At 71.2% G+C, this 16,945-nt stretch carries 12 protein-coding genes; 6 read left to right on the forward strand and 6 right to left on the reverse strand.

What is annotated here, in order from left to right; translation table 11 throughout:
- Positions 1 to 111 precede the first annotated feature (111 nt).
- Positions 112 to 1,197, reverse strand: coding sequence for a helix-turn-helix domain-containing protein (locus ETD85_RS02300; protein ID WP_138687894.1), 1,086 nt, complete (start codon positions 1,195 to 1,197; stop codon positions 112 to 114).
- A gap of 99 nt (positions 1,198 to 1,296) precedes the next feature.
- Here ETD85_RS02300 and ETD85_RS02305 point away from each other — a divergent pair, with 99 nt between their 5' ends.
- The 3 genes from ETD85_RS02305 to ETD85_RS02315 all read left to right on the forward strand — a co-directional run bounded on the left by ETD85_RS02305 (position 1,297) and on the right by ETD85_RS02315 (position 4,082).
- Positions 1,297 to 2,562 (forward strand): MFS transporter, encoded by a 1,266-nt coding sequence (locus tag ETD85_RS02305; protein WP_138687895.1) that lies wholly within the window; start codon positions 1,297 to 1,299, stop codon positions 2,560 to 2,562.
- A 310-nt stretch (positions 2,563 to 2,872) separates the two neighbouring features.
- Positions 2,873 to 3,610, forward strand: a complete 738-nt coding sequence (locus tag ETD85_RS02310) for a helix-turn-helix transcriptional regulator (protein WP_170246465.1) — start codon at positions 2,873 to 2,875, stop codon at positions 3,608 to 3,610.
- A 115-nt stretch (positions 3,611 to 3,725) separates the two neighbouring features.
- Positions 3,726 to 4,082: a helix-turn-helix domain-containing protein gene (locus ETD85_RS02315; RefSeq protein WP_138687897.1), complete on the forward strand. Its 357-nt coding sequence runs from the start codon at positions 3,726 to 3,728 to the stop codon at positions 4,080 to 4,082.
- A gap of 27 nt (positions 4,083 to 4,109) precedes the next feature.
- Here ETD85_RS02315 and ETD85_RS02320 read toward each other — a convergent pair whose 3' ends face one another.
- Positions 4,110 to 4,700 (reverse strand): ClpP family protease, encoded by a 591-nt coding sequence (locus tag ETD85_RS02320; RefSeq protein WP_138687898.1) that lies wholly within the window; start codon positions 4,698 to 4,700, stop codon positions 4,110 to 4,112.
- On the reverse strand, positions 4,697 to 5,323 hold the full coding sequence (locus ETD85_RS02325) for a ClpP family protease (protein WP_138687899.1): 627 nt from the start codon (positions 5,321 to 5,323) through the stop codon (positions 4,697 to 4,699). Before ETD85_RS02325 ends, ETD85_RS02320 begins: the two co-directional genes overlap by 4 nt.
- 621 nt (positions 5,324 to 5,944) lie before the next feature.
- Here ETD85_RS02325 and ETD85_RS02330 point away from each other — a divergent pair.
- From ETD85_RS02330 to ETD85_RS02340, 3 genes are all read left to right on the forward strand, one after another.
- Complete coding sequence (locus ETD85_RS02330) at positions 5,945 to 6,613, forward strand: DUF998 domain-containing protein (RefSeq protein ID WP_138687900.1); 669 nt, start codon at positions 5,945 to 5,947, stop codon at positions 6,611 to 6,613.
- Positions 6,614 to 7,308: 695 nt separating this feature from the next.
- On the forward strand, positions 7,309 to 8,709 hold the full coding sequence (locus tag ETD85_RS02335; RefSeq protein WP_138687901.1) for a phenylacetate--CoA ligase family protein: 1,401 nt from the start codon (positions 7,309 to 7,311) through the stop codon (positions 8,707 to 8,709).
- Positions 8,709 to 9,680, forward strand: coding sequence for a hypothetical protein (locus ETD85_RS02340; RefSeq protein ID WP_138687902.1), 972 nt, complete (start codon positions 8,709 to 8,711; stop codon positions 9,678 to 9,680). The genes ETD85_RS02335 and ETD85_RS02340 overlap by 1 nt, the downstream gene beginning before the upstream one ends.
- A gap of 42 nt (positions 9,681 to 9,722) precedes the next feature.
- Here ETD85_RS02340 and ETD85_RS02345 read toward each other — a convergent pair whose 3' ends face one another.
- From ETD85_RS02345 to ETD85_RS02355, 3 genes are all read right to left on the reverse strand, one after another.
- Complete coding sequence (locus tag ETD85_RS02345; protein ID WP_138687903.1) at positions 9,723 to 12,821, reverse strand: AfsR/SARP family transcriptional regulator; 3,099 nt, start codon at positions 12,819 to 12,821, stop codon at positions 9,723 to 9,725.
- Between the two features lie 190 nt (positions 12,822 to 13,011).
- Positions 13,012 to 13,287 (reverse strand): hypothetical protein, encoded by a 276-nt coding sequence (locus tag ETD85_RS02350; RefSeq protein ID WP_138687904.1) that lies wholly within the window; start codon positions 13,285 to 13,287, stop codon positions 13,012 to 13,014.
- 120 nt (positions 13,288 to 13,407) lie between these two features.
- Entirely contained in the window at positions 13,408 to 16,929 is a 3,522-nt protein-coding gene (locus ETD85_RS02355; protein ID WP_138687905.1) for a WD40 repeat domain-containing serine/threonine-protein kinase, read from the reverse strand.
- Positions 16,930 to 16,945 lie beyond the last annotated feature (16 nt).

A 16,945-nucleotide genomic window follows, 5' to 3' on the forward strand; every position in this document is an offset into this window, starting at 1 on the left:
GGAGTGCGCCTACGGACATCTGTCAGGTCTGGAGGAACTCGAGCGCGCCCGCCGCGTCCGGATACGCCTCGCCCAGGGACGGTCGCCCGCGTTCTGGCTGACCGAAGCTGCTCAGCGGAGTATGGCCGTCAGCAGGTCGGCGCCCAGCGCCGTCAGATCGGGGAGATTGAGGGAGTGCCGGACGTAACGGCCGTGCCGCCGGGCTGTGAGCAGGCCCGCGCGGCGCAGGACAGCCAGGTGGCGCGAAACCTCCGGGGACGTAAGATCCCAGGCGTGGGCCAGCTCACCGGTGGTGTGCGGGCCGCGGGCGAGGGTACGCAGCAGCCGCAGCCGTACCGGATGCGCGAGCGCCTCCAGCCGTAGCGTCACCGTTTCCAGCGATACCGGCTCCGACGGACTTGCCTCGGCCACGGGGTACTGCACCACCGGCTGCCATCCGGGCGCGTGGACCACCACCAGGTGCGGGCGGCCGAAGACGCTGGGGAGGAAGGTGACCCCGCTACCGTGGGCGGTGGTCGCGTTGTCCTGCAGCTTGTCCACGATGATGCGGTTGCCGTCCGGCGCCAGGGTGACGGCGCGGGAGACCGACGCGAGTGCCGCCCCGATGCCCTGGCGCTTCAGCAGGTCGTCCTTCAGCCGCAGGTCGGTGGCGAGTCGCACGGCGACGTCCGCCCAGGCGGCGTCGAAGAAGGCCTCGGCGCACTGTTCGAGGGTGTGACGCACCCGCGCCCGCACGGCGGCCGGGTCCGCGAGCAGCCGTTCCGCGAAGGCCTCCTGCAGCGCGCCGCGGGCCTGGGCCAGGTCCAGGGCCCGCTCGCGCGCCGTCGCGTCGGCGAGCGGCGACGGCGCGCCGAAGTGGACCCGGTTGCTGCCGCACGTGGTGACGAGCGCGGCGGTCACGTACGTTTCATCGTCAATCCGGTCGACGTCGTCCAGCTCCTCGGCGAGGGTCTGCCGAGGACGGGCGGGGACCAGAAAGTCGGCTCGTGAGGAACGCCAGAGGAACTCCGCCTCCCGCAACTGCTCGGCCAGCTCCGGCCGCAGCCCGGCCCAGACGTCCGCGGCCCAGCCGGCGAGCTGCGGGTGATGCGCGGGTTCGGCCAGCACGTGCAGCATCGCGGTCAGCTCGGCCAGCGGGGAGGCCGCGAACCGCAGTCGCCCGGACGGCAGGCCACCGATGTCGATCCTCAACGTCATCCCCTCATCATCGCTGGTCGGATGGCCGGCGACCGCGTCGATTGACGGTGTCCGTCAACTGACGCAGCCGGCTCGGCGGCCGAACGCATCGTTGACGCCATGGCAACCACCACCAAGATCCGGCCGCGCGCCCTCGTCCGCGCCTCCGGAGGCCCACGCTATGCCGTCGCCCTGGCCGTGGACGCGCTCGGCACCGGCATGCTGCGGCCCTTTCTGCTGCTCTACGGGGTGATGGTGCTGGGGCTGTCCGCGTCGGCCACCGGCATCGCCATGACGGCCGGCATCGTCATGGGTCTGGTGTGCATGCCCGCGGTCGGCCGATGGCTGGACCGGGGCGCGCGCAGCACGGTCGTGGCAGCGTCGATGCTGGTGCGAGTGCTGGGCGTGGCGCTGCTGCTGGCCGCCCCGACAGGGCATGTCTGGCTGTTCGCGACGGCGGCACTCTTCCTCGGCATCGGCAACCAGGCATGGCCGGCCGCCCATGCGGCCCTCGTGTCCACGGTCGCCCACGGCCGCGAACGCGACGCCGCTCTCGCGGCGGGCCGCGCCCTGCGCAACGCCGGCCTGGGCGCGGGCGGCCTCCTCGCCACCGCATGCCTGGCGGGCGGCACCACCGCACTGCAGGTGCTGGCAGCCGTCACCGGGCTCGCCTATCTCGCCGCGGCGGCCTTGGCATGGTCGGTCCACCTGCACGCGCATCCAGCCGCTACCCCGACCGCTGCTTCGACCGCTGCTTCGGCCACGGGCACGGCCGGCGGGCCCGCACCTCGGATGGGCGTGCTGCTGGCCGCCAACGTGGTCTACGTCTTCTGCCTCAACGTCCCCGAAATCGCGCTCCCCCTGATCCTGGTGACGCAGTTGCACGCATCCCCGGTGTGGTCGGCGGCCATCTTCGTGGCGAACACGGTGCTGGTGGTCACCCTGCAGGTTCCGGTCACCGTCCTGCTGTCCCGCTTCTCCCGGCGGACCGTGCTGGCGCTCGCCGGCGTGGTGCTCGCCGCCTCCTACCTCGGCTTCCTCGCCGCCACCTCGCTGGGACACGGCTGGGGTGCCGCGGCGGTCGCCGCGGTGTCCGTGCTCTGCACCATCGGCGAGATCATCTATGCCGGCAGCGCCACCGCGCTCGTCACCGCCCTCGCCCCGGCCCATCTCCTGGGACGCGCCCTCGCCCGCTTCCAGCTCTCCACCGGCTTCGGCCTCGCCGTCTCCCCGGCGGTCATCACCGCGCTCGCCTCCCACGGCGCGGCCGCCCTCTGGGGCAGCCTCGCCGGGGCGACGCTCCTGTCCGCCTCCGCCGTCGCCACCGAGAAGGATCGAGGAACGCGGCTCAGCGGTTTCCGACGCCGGGCGCGAGCAGGCTCGTGAGCTCGGCGATCGCCTCGGAGAACGGCTTGAAGTCAGCGGTGGACGTTCTCCGGCGTTCTTGTGCCGGGGCTCCGCCATCTGTGGGCGAGGCGTGATCGGCGAGATGGTGGCCGCCGCCGATTGCGGCATTTGCCAGATCCGCCGCCGTCGGCGACCGGAGAGCGTACTGGAACATGGCCTCTTGAAGCGGACTCCTTGGCCAAGTAACGGGTGATCGACCGCCTGTTGCGGAATCCTTGAGACGGGGAGAACGACACAACTCGCCATACTGGCTGCCCCCGAAGCGATGAACGAGTGCACTGGCGGATCCGTGGAACAGCTGGAATACCGAAAGCTCATCAGGGTGCTGGAGCGGGTGGCCGAGGCTCGGCAGGGGGCCCTGTATCCGGTGCTGGCCGATGCCTTGGCCGTGCACCTTGGCTGGATCGACGCGTTCGTGGCCGAGAACCCCGCCTATCTGGCGCTGGGAAGCGGTGGCGACGACGAGCAGTACCTCACCATGTTCCGGCCGGACTTCGTGGAGGAATACGCCGAGCGCTGGCGCTGGAGCAATCCGTTCGCCTCGCACGACGGGGTCGCCTGCCTGACCCGCCACGGTGTGGCGACCCTCGGACAGCTCCGCCTGCGGGCGACCGGCGCGGAGCGGGACTTCGCCGACAAGTTCCTGCGCCGCCACGGCATCGACGACATGCTGAAGATCGTCATCAGGTCCCGGACCACGGGCGCGATCAGCACGCTGGGCGTGCCGTTCGACGGCGCGCGGCGCGCCATCGGGCCGGGCGACCGGCTGATGGCGGCCACGCTGGGCCCGTTGCTGAGCCCGTACTTCGACGCCGATCTCGCGCCGACCTCGGAGCACGGTCTCACCTCAGGTGAGCGTGAAGTGGCCGACCTGGTAGTGCTCGGACTGGCTCACCAGCAGATCGCGCAGCGGCTGAACATCAGCGTGAGCACGGTCGAGAACCACCTCACCCTCATCGTGGAGAAGACGGGATGCGGCAACCTCGCCGAGCTGACCGCCCAGTGGAAACGCCGTCCGCCGAGCTGACCGGGCCGAGCAGGCCCGAGCTCTCGGACGGCACCGGCTGAGCGGAGGGACAGGGATGGTTCCGCTCTGCGCGAAGCCGGCGGAACTCGAACGTGCCGTCTGCCTATGGTGAGGCATGACCTCCTCCATCCCGCCGCTGCGCCCAGCGATCGATCGGACCGCCGCCAAGCCGTCTCCGGCTCGCGAGCCGCTGTGGCGGCAGGTGCTCGGCGAGCGTCTGCGAGGTCTTCGTCACGAGCGGGGCGAGAAGTTGAGCGAGACGGCAAGCCGCGCCGGAGTCTCGCCGCAATATCTCTCCGAGATGGAGCGAGGCATCAAAGAGCCGTCGAGCGAGATGATCGCCGCAGTCGCCGGCGCGCTGGATGTGACGCTGGTTGATCTGACCCTTGCCGTCGCCGAGAGCTTGCAGTCTGCTCAGCACAGCACGTCGAGAGGTGCTACCTGCTCGGCGGCGTATGCCCTGGCCGCGTAGCGTGGCTTGCCGGGGTTGTCCGCGGGCCTACGAATGCTCCTCGATGATCTGATCGATGAGCCCGTACTCCAGGGCCGCGGTCGCGGTGAACACGCGATCGTGATCGGTGTCGGCGCGTAGGGTCTCGATCGTCTGGCCGGTGTGCCGCGACAGGATGCGCTCGATGTCTGCCCGGACACGTACGACCTCGTCGGCCTGCAGGATGAGATCGGGGATCGTTCCGCGCCCCTGGGCGGCCGGCTGGTGCAGGATCACTCGCGCGTGCGGGAGAGCGGCACGTTTTCCTTCCGCACCCGCGGCGAGTAGGACGGCACCCACCGCGACAGCCTGCCCCACGCAGGTTGTCGAAACCCGCGGCCGGATATGGCGCATGGTGTCGTATATCGCGAGCATCGCGCTCGGGTCCCCGCCTTCGCAGTTGATATAGAACTGTATTTCGGCGTCGGGGTTGTCCGACTCCAGAAAGATCAGCTGCGCGATGAGCGCGTTCGCGACGCCCGCGTCAATCGCGGTGCCCAGATATACGATTCGCTCGGTGAGCAGGTGCGAGTAGACATCCATGATCCGCTCGCCACGAGGATTCTGAGCGATGACGTTCGGGATCGTATATGTGGTCACTGACCGACTCCTTCGGTGACGCCGAATCCGGGTCGCGGGCGATTGGGTGGCGCGATTTCGTCGAAGCTCTGCACGATGGCATCTATGAAGCCGTAGTCCAGCGCCTCTTGCGCTGTGTACCAGCGATCGTGCAGGGAATCCTCGAAGATGCGCTCGACGGGCTGACCCGTGTCCGCGGCGATGAGACCGAGCACCGTGTCACGAGTGTGCCGGAGGTCGCCGGCCTGCAGCTCGATGTCGACTGCGGTGCCACCGATTCCCGCCGAGCCCTGGTGCATCAGGACACGCGCGTGCGGCAGAGCACGGCGCTTCCCTCGGGCCCCCGATGACAGCAAGAATTGCCCGGCGCTGTAAGCGATGCCCATCACGAGGGTCGACACGTCACAGGGAATGAGTCGCATGACGTCGCGGATCGCCAGCATCGAGGGAACCGAGCCGCCCGGGGAATGAATCCACAATGCGATGTCGGACGACGCGTCCTGCGTGGCGAGCGCCATCAGTTGCGTGGCAAGAAGTGTCCCGTTGTCGTCGTCGAGAGGACCGTCGAGAACGAGAACACGCTGATCGTAGAGCTCGCGTCTCACCCGCGCGTTGAACAGTGGAAGTTTCGATTCTTCGCTCATGCGTCCATCATGTGAGGCGCTCCGGATCGACATCGACCCGATCCGCCTGGGGCGGATCTGCTCTGAGCAGCGTGAACCCCTGAGCAGGGAGAGCTCCGGTCGGCGGACCGCACGGGCTCACGGCGCGCGGCAGGCGTTGTCGCCCGGACATCATCAGCCCTACATCCCCTCTCGGGGCGCCTTCTTCTGTATCAGGATTGACTTATATAAGTAGCGGGTGAAATTATCGGCTTGCGCACGCGACGTGCTCGGCGGCGTGGTGGTCCCCCTCCGGCCCGTACGGCGTCGGCTCCGTACCACTCGGGGAGGTCGGCATCCAGGTGGAGCGCTTTCTCCGGTTCTGGAGCAGACGCTTGGACGCGCTGGGCGCCGAACTCGCGCGCGCCCGGCGCGAGCGCCACCGCCCGCGTGAGACGCCGTCCGCGGAGGGACGGGCAAGCTCGAACGAGGAGGAGGAAGCGGACGAATGACCGACATCGTCAACCGGGTCCACGCCGCCCACCGGGAGATCGGCAGCCGGCCGGTCGCCGCCTGGGGACCCCGCGGTCCAAGCCTCTTGGGACGGCGGCAGATGACCCGTCACGTAGTGGATCGTCCCGTTCTTACGAGAGGAACAGATCGATGAGCGAGAACCTCACCAGCAGGGCGACGCGGGCGCTGCTGATGTGCGGCATGGTCGCCGGCCCGCTCTACATCGTCGTGGTCCTGCTGCAGATGCTCACCAGGGACGGGTTCGACATCAGCCGGTACCCGGCCAGCATGCTGAGCAACGGTGACCAGGGATGGATTCAGATCGCCAACTTCGCGGTCAGCGGCCTGCTGTTCGTGGCGGGAGCGGTCGGCCTGCACCGGGCTCGTGGTCCGGCGGGCTGGGGCGGCGCCTGGGGGCCGCGGCTGGTCGGCGTCTTCGGCGCCGGGATGGTCGCCGCCGCCTTCTTCTCCGCCGATCCTGCCGACGGCTTCCCGCCGGGGACGCCTGTCGGCCCGCCCACGAGCATGAGCACGCCCGGGATGGTGCACTTCCTCGTCTCCGGGGTCGCCTTCCTCGCGCTGATCGCCGCGTGTTTCGCGTTCGGCCGGCGGTTCGCGGCGGCCGGTCGCCGCGGCTGGGCTGCCTTCAGCATGGTGACCGGCGCGCTCTTCCTGGCGGCCTGGATCTCGCTCTTCGCGATGCAGGGCTCCCGGGTGGTCAATGTCGCCTTCGCCCTCGCCATCGCGCTCGTCCTGGTGTGGACGTCGCTCCTGGCTGCGTACCGGCTGACTCGGCCCGGCGTGGCGGCACCGGCCTGACCTTCGGCATGAGCCACCGGACACTGGACCGGATCACACCCTTGTCACATGACCTCCACACGGCGTTCATGACCGTCCCGATGGTGGCTCGCGCAGCGGGCGTGAGGATCTCATGGTCCGATCGGTGAGCTCATAACTGGTTGCCGCCCGTCGAAGCTCCCAGACTGGGCCTTGATCGCAGTCCCCGCGCCGAGGAGATGTCATGGTCAGGAGTCCCTGGAGCTCAGTTGCTCGTCCTCGGCACGTCCCACCTCCGTGACTCGCTGTGCCGGGGAGATTCGCCGGGCCTCGAAGTAGGCGAGCCGGCGCCGAGGGCAGCCCGGTCGGTTCGGCGATCTCGCCGGCGCTCAGCGCAACCGGCGGTTCGTGTTTTTGAGCCCCGCACAAGCCCACCAAGCCCTGGCCCAGGCCGCCTGCCGCTCGATTGACGTGGCGTTCCGGCCGCCGCCCGCGCTGTTTGTAGTGACTCTGTAGGGAGTCTCTGGCGGCGGCTCCCATCCTTGATCACAGAGGGCGCCACCAGTGCGCCCCCTGAGGAACCTGGGAGTTCGCCATGGCCAAGACCGCCCGTCGTTACGCCAAGTACGCCATCAGCACCCTGTCCAGCGCCATCTTCGTGCTGCAGGTCTGACGACGATCGAGTGCGCCCCCGGGAGCCTGCTCCCGGGGGACACCCACGACGGGAGGAATGCGGCGTGTTCGGCACCGCGGTACGCCAGCTTGGTTACGCCTGGTCGATGATGTCGGGGCGCAGGTTCCGGTTGCGGGACGTGAACACGCTGGTCGACGACATGCGGGAGACCCTGGAGACGTTCGGCTCGCCCGGCGAGGGCGCCGACGACCTGATCGCGGGCAACGACCCTGAGCTCCAGGAGGACCTCACCCGGCGGCGGCTGCGGCGCACGGTGGCCCACGCGGCGGCGGAGAGCCCTTACTACCGGCGGTGGTTCGCGGAGCACGGGGTGGACCCGGCCTCGATCACCCCGCAGACCTTGTCCTCGATCACCCCCACCTTCAAGGCCGACCTGCGCGGCAGGCCGGCGGCGTTCGTCTCCGACCGGGCCACGCCGTCCGTGCTCGCGCACACGACGGGCACGACGGGCACGCCGACGCTCGTGTGGTTCTCCGCGTACGAGATCGAGCTGATGTCGTCCTTGTCGGCTCTCGGGCTCATGATGGCCGGGAACGTGCGCCCGGACGACGTCTGGGCCAACGCGAGCAGCTCGCGCTCCGTGGCACAGATCCTCACCGAGCGGGCCGTCACCCGTACCGGGGCGGCGTTCGCGCACCTGGGCACCATCGACCCGGCCGCCACGCTCGACCGGCTGGCCACTCCCCTCCATGTTCCCGGCAAACGCCCGCAGATCTCTCATCTCAACCTGGCGGCCTCCTACCTCGCGGCACTCGTGCAGGAGGCCGAGCGGGGCGGCTGGCGGGCCGGCGACTTCGCGCTGACCACCATCTGGTCCGGCGGCGAGGTGCTCACCGACGCGCTGCGCGAGCGGGCGGAGCGCGCGTTCGGGGCCGAGGTCCGCGACGGGTACGCCATGACCGAGATCGCCCCGGTGTCCGGCCGCGTCTGCCCCGACGGCCACCTGCACCTGCCCGTCGATCAGGGCCTGGTCGAAATACTCGACCCCGGCACCCTGGCCCCCGCCGCTCCCGGTGAGGTCGGCACGATCGTGGTGACGCCGTACTCGGCCTTCCGCGACACCACGCTCCTGCTCAGGTACGTCACCGGCGACCTCGTCAAGGTCCTGCCCGAGGAGGAGACGCCGGCGTGCGCGCTGGCAGCCCTGCCCGCCACCTCGCGGGTGCTCGGCCGCAGGTCGCCCGGCGGACTCACCACGCGTGACGTGCTGGACCTGCTGCAGGCCGAGCACGCGCTGCCGCTGCCCACCCGGTACGCCCTGGAGGGCACGATCCTGTACGTCGTCGCGGGCAAGGGCGAGCAGGGCCTGCTCGGCCGGCTGGAGGAGCGCGCGCACGGGCTGCCCCTGACCGGCATCGTCCTGGTCGAGACCGCCGAGGACCTGCCCGCGCCCTGCCGGCTCCGCGCGGACCTGCTGGAGTTCAGCTTCGAGCGAGGACTGTGATGATCCCGTACGTGCTCGCCCTGTACGCCCTCGTCGCTCTGACCGTGGCTCTCACCGCCGCGTACCTGGGCCGCTACGTCATGCCCAGACCGCCGGTCGGCCGGATGGTGGGCACCGATGTCGCGGTCATGGTGGGGGCGCTGGTCGTGATGCCGTTCGCGTACCTGCACGTGCCCGCCGGCGTGGTCGTGTCGGTCTTCGGGCTCGTGATCCTGACGTTGGCCCAGCTCACTCTCGCCCCCGTGCTGGGCGGCCGGTGGGCCATGCTCGCCGCCCTGCTCCTGTGCGCCGCCGACGTCACCGCCTACGCGCTGGGCTGGCCGGCCGCGCTCCTCGTGATCAACGACGCCCTGCTGATCCTGCTCGTCGTCGGCGTGGTGAACCTGTGGACACAGGCGGCGATCACGCCCGCGCAGGTGGCCGCGCTGGCCGCCGCCCTCACCCTGTACGACACGCTGGCCACCGGGCTGACGTCGCTCACCGTCGACTTCGTCCAGCGCATGCGGGGGCTGCCGTTCGCGCCCGTACTGGCCACCTCCTACGGCGAGAATCCCGCCCTCATCGGCCTCGGCGACTGCCTGATGTTGTCGATCTGGCCGGTGGTGGCGCTGCGGGCGTACGGGAAGGCGGCCGCGTGGTGCGCCGCCGGCCTGGAAGCCGTCCTGCTGGCCGTGTCCATCGCCCTCGTCCTGTCCAGTGGCCGGCCGCTGCCGCTGCTGACCTTGCTCGGACCGCTGATCTTCCTCCAGTGGGTGTACTGGCGGCGCCGGCAGGCCCTCAGGGCTCCGGCGCCGGCCCGGCCCGAGGTGGATCGGGCGCTGGAGGTCGCCGCCGCGCCCGCCGGGGTGTGGGCCGCCCTGTCGCCCGATGGCCTGCTGCTCGCCGAAGGTGCCACACCGGGGCTGGCGCGCAAGGAGGCCCGGCTGGCGGGAGCGGAAAGCGTGCCGGTCGTGTGGCGGCTCAGCGAATAGCCGTCGGGGGTCGGGGGTTCGGGGGTCGGGCAAGGGATTCGATCAGCCCGCCAGATATTCGGCCACCTGCCGCCCCTCGGCCGCGTCGCCGAACAGGGCGAGGGAGCCGCGCCACGCCGCCACCGACTCCTCGTGCCGCCCGAGCAGGGCGTGGGCCCGGCCCAGCTCCCTGAGCGTGCGGGCGCGCCACACCGAAGGCCCGTCGCCGCCGAGCCGTTCCAGCGCGGCCCGCAGGTGCGAAAGCGCCCGGCCGGGCTCGCCCTGGCGCAGGCGTACCACGCCGAGGGTGTGCCCGGCCAGCGCCTCGCCCAGGGTGTCGCCGCACTCCACGAACAGCCGGAGGCTCGCCGCCAGCGCCTCGGCCGCCTCGTCGAACCGGCCCAGCGCACCCAGCGCCTCACCCAGCCGGCGCAGCACCTTGCTCATCTCCATGCGATCGCCGAGCGCCTTGGCCGTCAGCAGGCTCTCCCGGTAGCGGACGACGGCCTCGGCCGTCTCGCCCTGCTGGTAGAGGGCGGTGCCGAGGCCGCGCAGCAGGTTGCCGCGAATGGCGTAGTCGTCCTTCTCGGTCACCTCCAGCCGCGCCCTGGCGATCTCCACGGCCCGCCCGTGCTCACCGCGCTCGACGTGGATCCACACAGGCCAGGTCCACGCGTACGCCAGCCCGGCGGCATCGCCACAGGCGCCCAGCAGGTCGAGGCAGGTGTACGCGTCGGCCAGCGCCTCGTCCAACCGGCCCATCCCGTGCCGCGCGGCGGCCCTGACGACCAGCGCGTACGCCGCTCCATGCCGGTCTCCCGCCCGGCCGAACTCCGCCAGGAGCTCGCCGCACATGGCGTCGGCCCGCGGGAACCGGCCCCATTCGATCTCCACCGTGGCCAGCAGCAGCCGAGCCCGCAACGCGGCGCGCCCACCGTCCAGCCCGATCACGATCCGCTGGACCCGCTCGGCGTCGGCCAGGAAGCGATCCATGATCAAATAGCCGGTGAGGTGGTGGGCCAGCTCGGCGGCGGCCTCGTTCAGGCCCAGGTCGGCGGCGGTGCTGAGGGCGAGCAGCAGCGTACGCCGCTCGGCCGCCAGCCACGCCGCGCTTACCCGTACGTCGGGCGCCGGCCCCTCCTCCGGCTCGCGCTCGTACGGCGGGGCCAGCAGAATCGGCAGGCGACGCGTGGCGGCCCGGGTACGCCGCAGACACTCCAGCACGTGCCGGGTGAGCGCCGCACGCCGACCCCCGGGGGTCTCCTCCGCCTCCGCCCGCTCCCGCGCGTACACCCGCAGCAGGTCGTGCAGCCGGTAGCGGGGCTGCCCGGCCCCGTCCACCTCGGTCGAGGTGAGCATGCCCCGCGCGACCAGCGTCTCCAACGCCGCATCCGCCTCCAGCGCGGCCACCCCGGGCATCTCCGCATCATCGGGCAGCCCGCTTTCCGGGGCGGGTGCTCTGAGGAGGGCCGCGACCGACCACTCCGCCACGCTGTCCAGCCCGGCCAGGCCCAGCAGCCGGAACGCGCGCCGGGCCGGCTGCGGCAGTGCCGCGTAGCTCGGCTCGAACGTCGCGCGCACGTCCAGCCCGCCGACGACCAGCTCGTCCAGGCCCCGTCCGGCCAGCCGGGTGGCGAACTCGCTGACGGGCCAGACCGGCCGGGTGGCCAGGCGGGCGCCGGCGACTCTGATGGCCAGCGGCAGGCGGCCGCAGGAACGCAGGATCTGCTCGGCCGCGCCGGGCGCCGACCCGATGCGGTCCGGGCCCGCCACGCGTTCCAGCAGCAGCCTGGCGTCCTTCTCGTCAGGGAGGTCGAGCGTGAGCCGGACGGCGCCCTCGAGGGCGGGCAGCCCGGAGCGGGAGGTCACCAGGACGGCGCCGCGTGCGGTGCCGGGCAGCAGGTGGCGGAGCTGGTCCTCCTCGACCGCGTCGTCCAGCACGAGGAGCACCGCCCTGTCGGCCAGCCGCTGACGCAGCAGCCCCGCGCGCTCCTCGACCGGGGCGGGGATGAGCGCGCCGTCGAGGCCGAGCGAGCGCAGCAGCACGTCCAGCAGCTCGCCGGGCTCCCGGGGGCCGCGCGCGTCCCGTCCGAGCCGGACGAAGAGCTGCCCGTCGGGGTAGTCGGCTCGCAACAGGTGCGCCAGCCGTACGGCGAGGGTGGTCTTGCCCACGCCGGGCAGGCCGGACACGACCACGATGGGCGGGCTGAGCCGATCCGCGCCCGCTCGCAGCAGCCCCAGCAGCTCGGCGATCTCCTCCGCACGCCCGACGAAGTCCGCGGTGTCCGCGGGTAACTGGCACAACCCCCGGAACGCCACCGGCCGCGCGTCCGGTACGACGTCCGCGAAGGGCGGCACGCCGTGCCGGGCGGCTTCCCCGGGCAGCTGCACTGCGTGCCGGCCGGTATCCCTGGACAGCAGCGGCGAGTGGCGGTCGGCGTCGCCGGAGAGCAGTGCGGCGTGCAGGTGGCGCAGCTCCGGGCCCGGCTCGATGCCCAGCTCGGCCACCAGCAGCTCACGCGCCTCGCGGATGGCGTCGAGGGCCTCGTCCCGCCGCCCGCTCCGGTGCAGGGCGACCACGAGCTGCTCCCGTAACCGCTCACGCAGCGGGTGGGCGGCGACGAGGGTACGCAGTTCGGCGACGAGGTCGTCGTGGCCGAGCGCGAGCCGTACGTCGATCCACTCCGATCTGGACACCGCCAGGTGCTCCTCCAGCTCGGTGATCCGCGGCGCCACGGCCCCGCTGAGCGGCACGTCCTCGGCCGGGGTGCCGCGCCACAAGGCGACCGCGGCCGCGTACTCCCGCTCGGCCGCCACCAGGTCACCGTCCACCCGCTCCTTGCGCGCCCGGCGTGCGCCCTCCTCGAACACCAGCAGATCCAGCCGCTCCGGCGGGACCTCGCAGGCATACCCCGACCCCTCGGTCCCCAGCCACAGGCCGCTGCCCTCCAGTGAGCGGCGGAGCTGATGGACGTAGGTCTGGACGTTGGCGACGGCCGAGCGGGGCGGGTCGTCCCAGAGGGCGTCGATCAGGCGTTCCGTGGAGACGGTCGCGTTCGGGTGGAGCAGCAGGACCGCGATCACGGCCCGCTGCTTGCGGCTGAGGCGGATCCGGCCGCCGGGACCGTTGAGGCGAATGGTGCCCAGGATCGCGAAGTCCACCGGCCCTCCCTCGTGCGCGATCGGGATGATCAGCTTTCCGGAAGGAAGTACACCCCTGGTCACGCCCGTTTGACAAGCACGGCAAGCCGATCGGCCAGCGATGGCCCCCCGGCCGCGACAATGATCTTACCCACCTGGGAACCCGCCTCCGCGCCCCGGCCGGGCGCCACCGGGCCGTTGGCTGCGCGGCTCAGTCGCCGCCGAAGTCGCCCCCGCCGCGGCCGAAATCCCCGCCGGCACCGCCCCCGAAGTCCGGTGGCTGTCTCCGGACCTCCCGCTGGATCTGCTCGTGCCTTCGCTGCATCTGCTTCCAGGACTTCCGGTCGATCGTCGGCGGCCGGTCCTTCCAGCCGTCGTTGCTCGGCTTGGGGATCCCCCGCCACCCGGGATGCTCATCGCTGTCCCCGTCCGAGCCGAGCAGGTGAACGAACGCGATGACAATCGCTATGACCAGCAGGGCTTCCACGGGCGACTCCCTGGACCGCGTCTGTCGTGGCAATCTTCAGTTCAGAGTGCCGTTCTGCGTCGTGCCCGGCAACCCTGCGGGTTGAGCGACGAGCACCGCCGATGCAGCCCTGTGCCGCCCTCAGAGCGAGCAGACATCGCGATATGGCACACCTTTCAGGTACTGGCTCCACTCCTGCGGGCTCATGGTGCGACCGGCGCGCTTGCACACGAGCTCGGCGATGCGGTCCCCGTCGACCGGTATCTGAGTGATGGTCCCGGAATGATTGCCCGAGACGTACACCGTGTGGTCGTCGGCGCTGAACGCCAGCAGGTCGAAGATCTCGATGGGGTACGAGCCGAGCCGCTGCCGTGAGCCGACGTCCCAGATCTGGACGGTGTACACATCGTCGAACGTCTCACCGACGGATCTGCTGATCAGGGCGAGGAGAGCGCCGTCATGGCTGAACCGCACGGCCTCGACCTGGGCATTGCTCGCCACGCGCAGGGCGGGAGACAGCTCGGCGCCCTTCGCGGTGTCCCACAGCTCGACCGTGGTGGAGCCGAGGGCCAGGAGTGGCGCTGTGGGGCTGACCGCGATGGACTGTCCCGCTCCGTGGAAGCCCGGGCCGACGACCTTGCCGGTGCGCAGCTCGAGCGCCTTGCCCGTGCTGCTCACCACCGCCGTACCGTCGCGGGTCGAGACGATGGTCCCCGTGGCGGTGTTGAGCGGGTGCCGGGAGAGCACGCGGCCGCTGTCGGCGGCCAGCACGACCAGCTCGTTGAGCGCGTCCGGCTGGCTCAGCTCCGTGAGTGACAGCACCAGCTTGCCGCCATCGGGGGTGAACGCCTGTGACAGCACGACCTGCGTCTTCGGAACGGGATGGCGCCACAGCCGCGTGCCCGTGGCCACGTCCCAGACGGAGACCGCCCGGTCCTCCCCGACGGCGGCCAGCCTCTTGCCCACCGGGTCGAACAGCTCGTCGGTGCTGCCCTCGCTGCCCGTCATCGGTACGCCCAGGCCGCGCGCATCCCCCACTCGTACGGCGCCGCCGTCCTTCGTGGCGGCGACCAAGCGGCCGTCCTGGCTGAATGCGCCGACCGCGTACCCGCCCGGCAGCCTGCGGGAAGAGACACGGGAGCCGAGGTCGACGGTGATGATCGAGTTCTCGAGCAGGTAGCGGATGGTCCTGCCGTCAGGGTCCAGCCAGGCATCGTCGAGCTCGCCCTCCGCCTGGTACGTGTAGAGCTCGTCGCCTTTCCCGGCATCCCACAGGTGGAGCGTTCTTCCCTCGGCGGCCAGCAGTCTGCCGCCGTCGCGGCTGACCCGCAGTCTCGCGCTCCTGAAGTCCTCCGAAGCCGAGGCCTGCCAGAACGGTCGATCTTCGTCGGGCAGTTTCGTGGCGGTGCGCAGGTCCCACGCCGCGATGTCGCCGTCCGCGCACAGCAGCCGCCGGCTGTCCGGCGTGAACGCCACCACGGTGCCGCAGTTCTTCGGTATCCGGGTCTCCACGGTGAGGTCAGGAAGGTGGATCACCTTCAGCCCGCGCTGGTTGAGGCCGACCCCCGCGATGTAGGCGCCGGAAGGGGCGATCGCCGGAGCGTGGTCCGCCTCCAGCTCCGGCGTGTAGGACCTGCCCGTCCTGGTGTCCCACAGGAACTCCAGCGTGTCTTCCCGCATCACAGCGGCCAGGCTCTCGTGCCCGTCGAAGGCCACGTGCACGCCTGGGCCGCCTGCGCCGACGCGGTGCTCGTACAGCTTCCTGCCCGTCATGGTGTCCCAGGAGTACGCCATGTTCCTGCTGACGATCACCAGCGTCCTGCCGCTCGGGCTGAGCGCGGCCGCGGCCGGCAGCGCCTGCATTCCGCTCGGCCACTTCCAGAACTTCGACTGCCGCTGTGAAGGGGTGTCGTAGACCCGCACGCCGTCCTCGCCGGCGATGACCCGCGTCCGCCCGTCGGCCGCCGCCGCGGCCGCGGAGACCCCTTTGGCGCCCGGGTCACGGAAGGCCGCGCTCTCCGGCATCGTCAGCGAGGTCGTCAGGCTCTGCCTGGTGCCGGTGCCCGGGGCCAACCGCCAACCGGCCACGCTGAGCAGCATCGCCCTTGCCGGGTCAGTGGTACGCAGCTTGTCGGCCTCGGCCGCGACCTGCCGCCCCACGGCCTGGTCGCGCTGCTGGACGACCAGGTTGCTCTGCTCGGCCATCTGCCTGCTCTGCAGCACCGCGATGACTCCCGCCACCAGCGCCACCGCCAGCAGTCCGGACAGCGCGACCGTGGTCAGCCACCTGCGGCGGATGCGCTTCCTGGTCAGCTCGGTGCCCGCGGCGAGGAAGTCACGCTCCTGCGGGGTCAGCGTGATGTGCCGGCGCCCGGTGGCCGCCCACGTCAGCATGTGGTCCAGCCGGCTGCCCTGCAGCAGGTCGCCGTCCTTACGCCCGTTCTCGGCCCAGTGGCGGGCCGCGTTGCTGATCTGGCTCAGTACGGCGAGCCCGGAGCGATCGGCGTCCACCCACACCCGCAGCCGCGGCCAGGCACGCAGCAAGGCAGGACGCGACAGTCCGACCGCGTCTCCCTTCTTCGTCACCAGATAGGAGAAGGCCTGCAAGATGTGCTCGATGGCCAGCATCTCCCGCTCCGAGCGGCCGGCCAGCAGTTCCTCCCGCAGCGCCCAGCGGACGGTCTCGTGCCCGTCATCGGTGACCGCCACCATGCGGAGGAAGACCTCGGCGGCCAGCTCTCGCTCGTCAGGCGTGAGCGCTCCATAGGCGTCCTCGGCGATCGTGCCCAGCGCCGGGGCGGCCAGGTCGGGCACGTGCACCCCCCTGGCCGCATGGCTGCCCGCGGTCAGCAGCCCGCGCATGTCCCGATCGTTGCCGCTGACCAGGGCGAGCAGCAGGTCGCGAGCGGTGGGACGGACCGACGGGTCCTTCTCCATCGCGGCGGCCACCAGCGTGGCCAGTCGCGGCGGCAGCCCGCTCAGGTCTGGCTCCGCCGACAGCACCTGGTGCATGACCCCGCCCAGGTTGTCGGCCTTGAACGGATCCGCACCCGTGGAGGCGAACACCATGATCGCGCCCCAGGCGAACACGTCGGCAGGAGCTCCGGCCCGCTGCCCCATGAACACCTCAGGCGCCATGTAGGTGGGCGTGCCGGACACCTCGCCTGTCTTGGTCAGCGACATGTCCAGGGTTCGCGCGATGCCGAAGTCGATCACCCGAGGACCGTCGGCGCCGAGCAGCACGTTGTCCGGCTTGAGGTCGCGGTGTATCACGCCCGCGTCGTGCACCGCGGTCAGCGCGGTGGCGATCGCGGTGGCCAACCTGTGCAGATCATCCCCGGTGAACCTGCGCCCCTGGTTGATCGCCTGGCGCAGGCTCGGCCCCGCCACGTACTCGCTGACGATGTACGGCCTGCTGCCCGACAGATCGGAGGCCAGCACCCTGGCCGTGCAGAACGACGCCACCCGGCCGGCGGCCGCCGCCTCCTTGGCGAACCGGTCACGGCCCGCCTGGTTGTCGGCCACATGCAGCACCTTGAGCGCGACCCTGCGTCCCTCACGGTCGTAGGCGTCGTACACCACCCCCTGGCCACCGGAGCCGAGCCGCCCCGCGAGCCAGTACTCGCCGATGTGCTGCGGGTCTCCAGCGATAAGCGCATCCACGGCGTGTTAGATGCCG

The organism is Nonomuraea zeae, from assembly GCF_005889725.1.
GTDB lineage: Bacteria > Actinomycetota > Actinomycetes > Streptosporangiales > Streptosporangiaceae > Nonomuraea > Nonomuraea zeae.

Excerpts from the sequence above, each read along its gene's own strand:
- ETD85_RS02300 (WP_138687894.1), bottom strand. The coding sequence starts at position 1,197 with ATGACGTTGAGGATCGACATCGGTGGCCTGCCGTCCGGGCGACTGCGG.
- ETD85_RS02305 (WP_138687895.1), top strand. The coding sequence starts at position 1,297 with ATGGCAACCACCACCAAGATCCGGCCGCGCGCCCTCGTCCGCGCCTCC.
- ETD85_RS02315 (WP_138687897.1), top strand. The coding sequence starts at position 3,726 with ATGACCTCCTCCATCCCGCCGCTGCGCCCAGCGATCGATCGGACCGCC.
- ETD85_RS02325 (WP_138687899.1), bottom strand. The coding sequence starts at position 5,323 with ATGAGCGAAGAATCGAAACTTCCACTGTTCAACGCGCGGGTGAGACGC.
- ETD85_RS02330 (WP_138687900.1), top strand. The coding sequence starts at position 5,945 with ATGAGCGAGAACCTCACCAGCAGGGCGACGCGGGCGCTGCTGATGTGC.
- ETD85_RS02340 (WP_138687902.1), top strand. The coding sequence starts at position 8,709 with ATGATCCCGTACGTGCTCGCCCTGTACGCCCTCGTCGCTCTGACCGTG.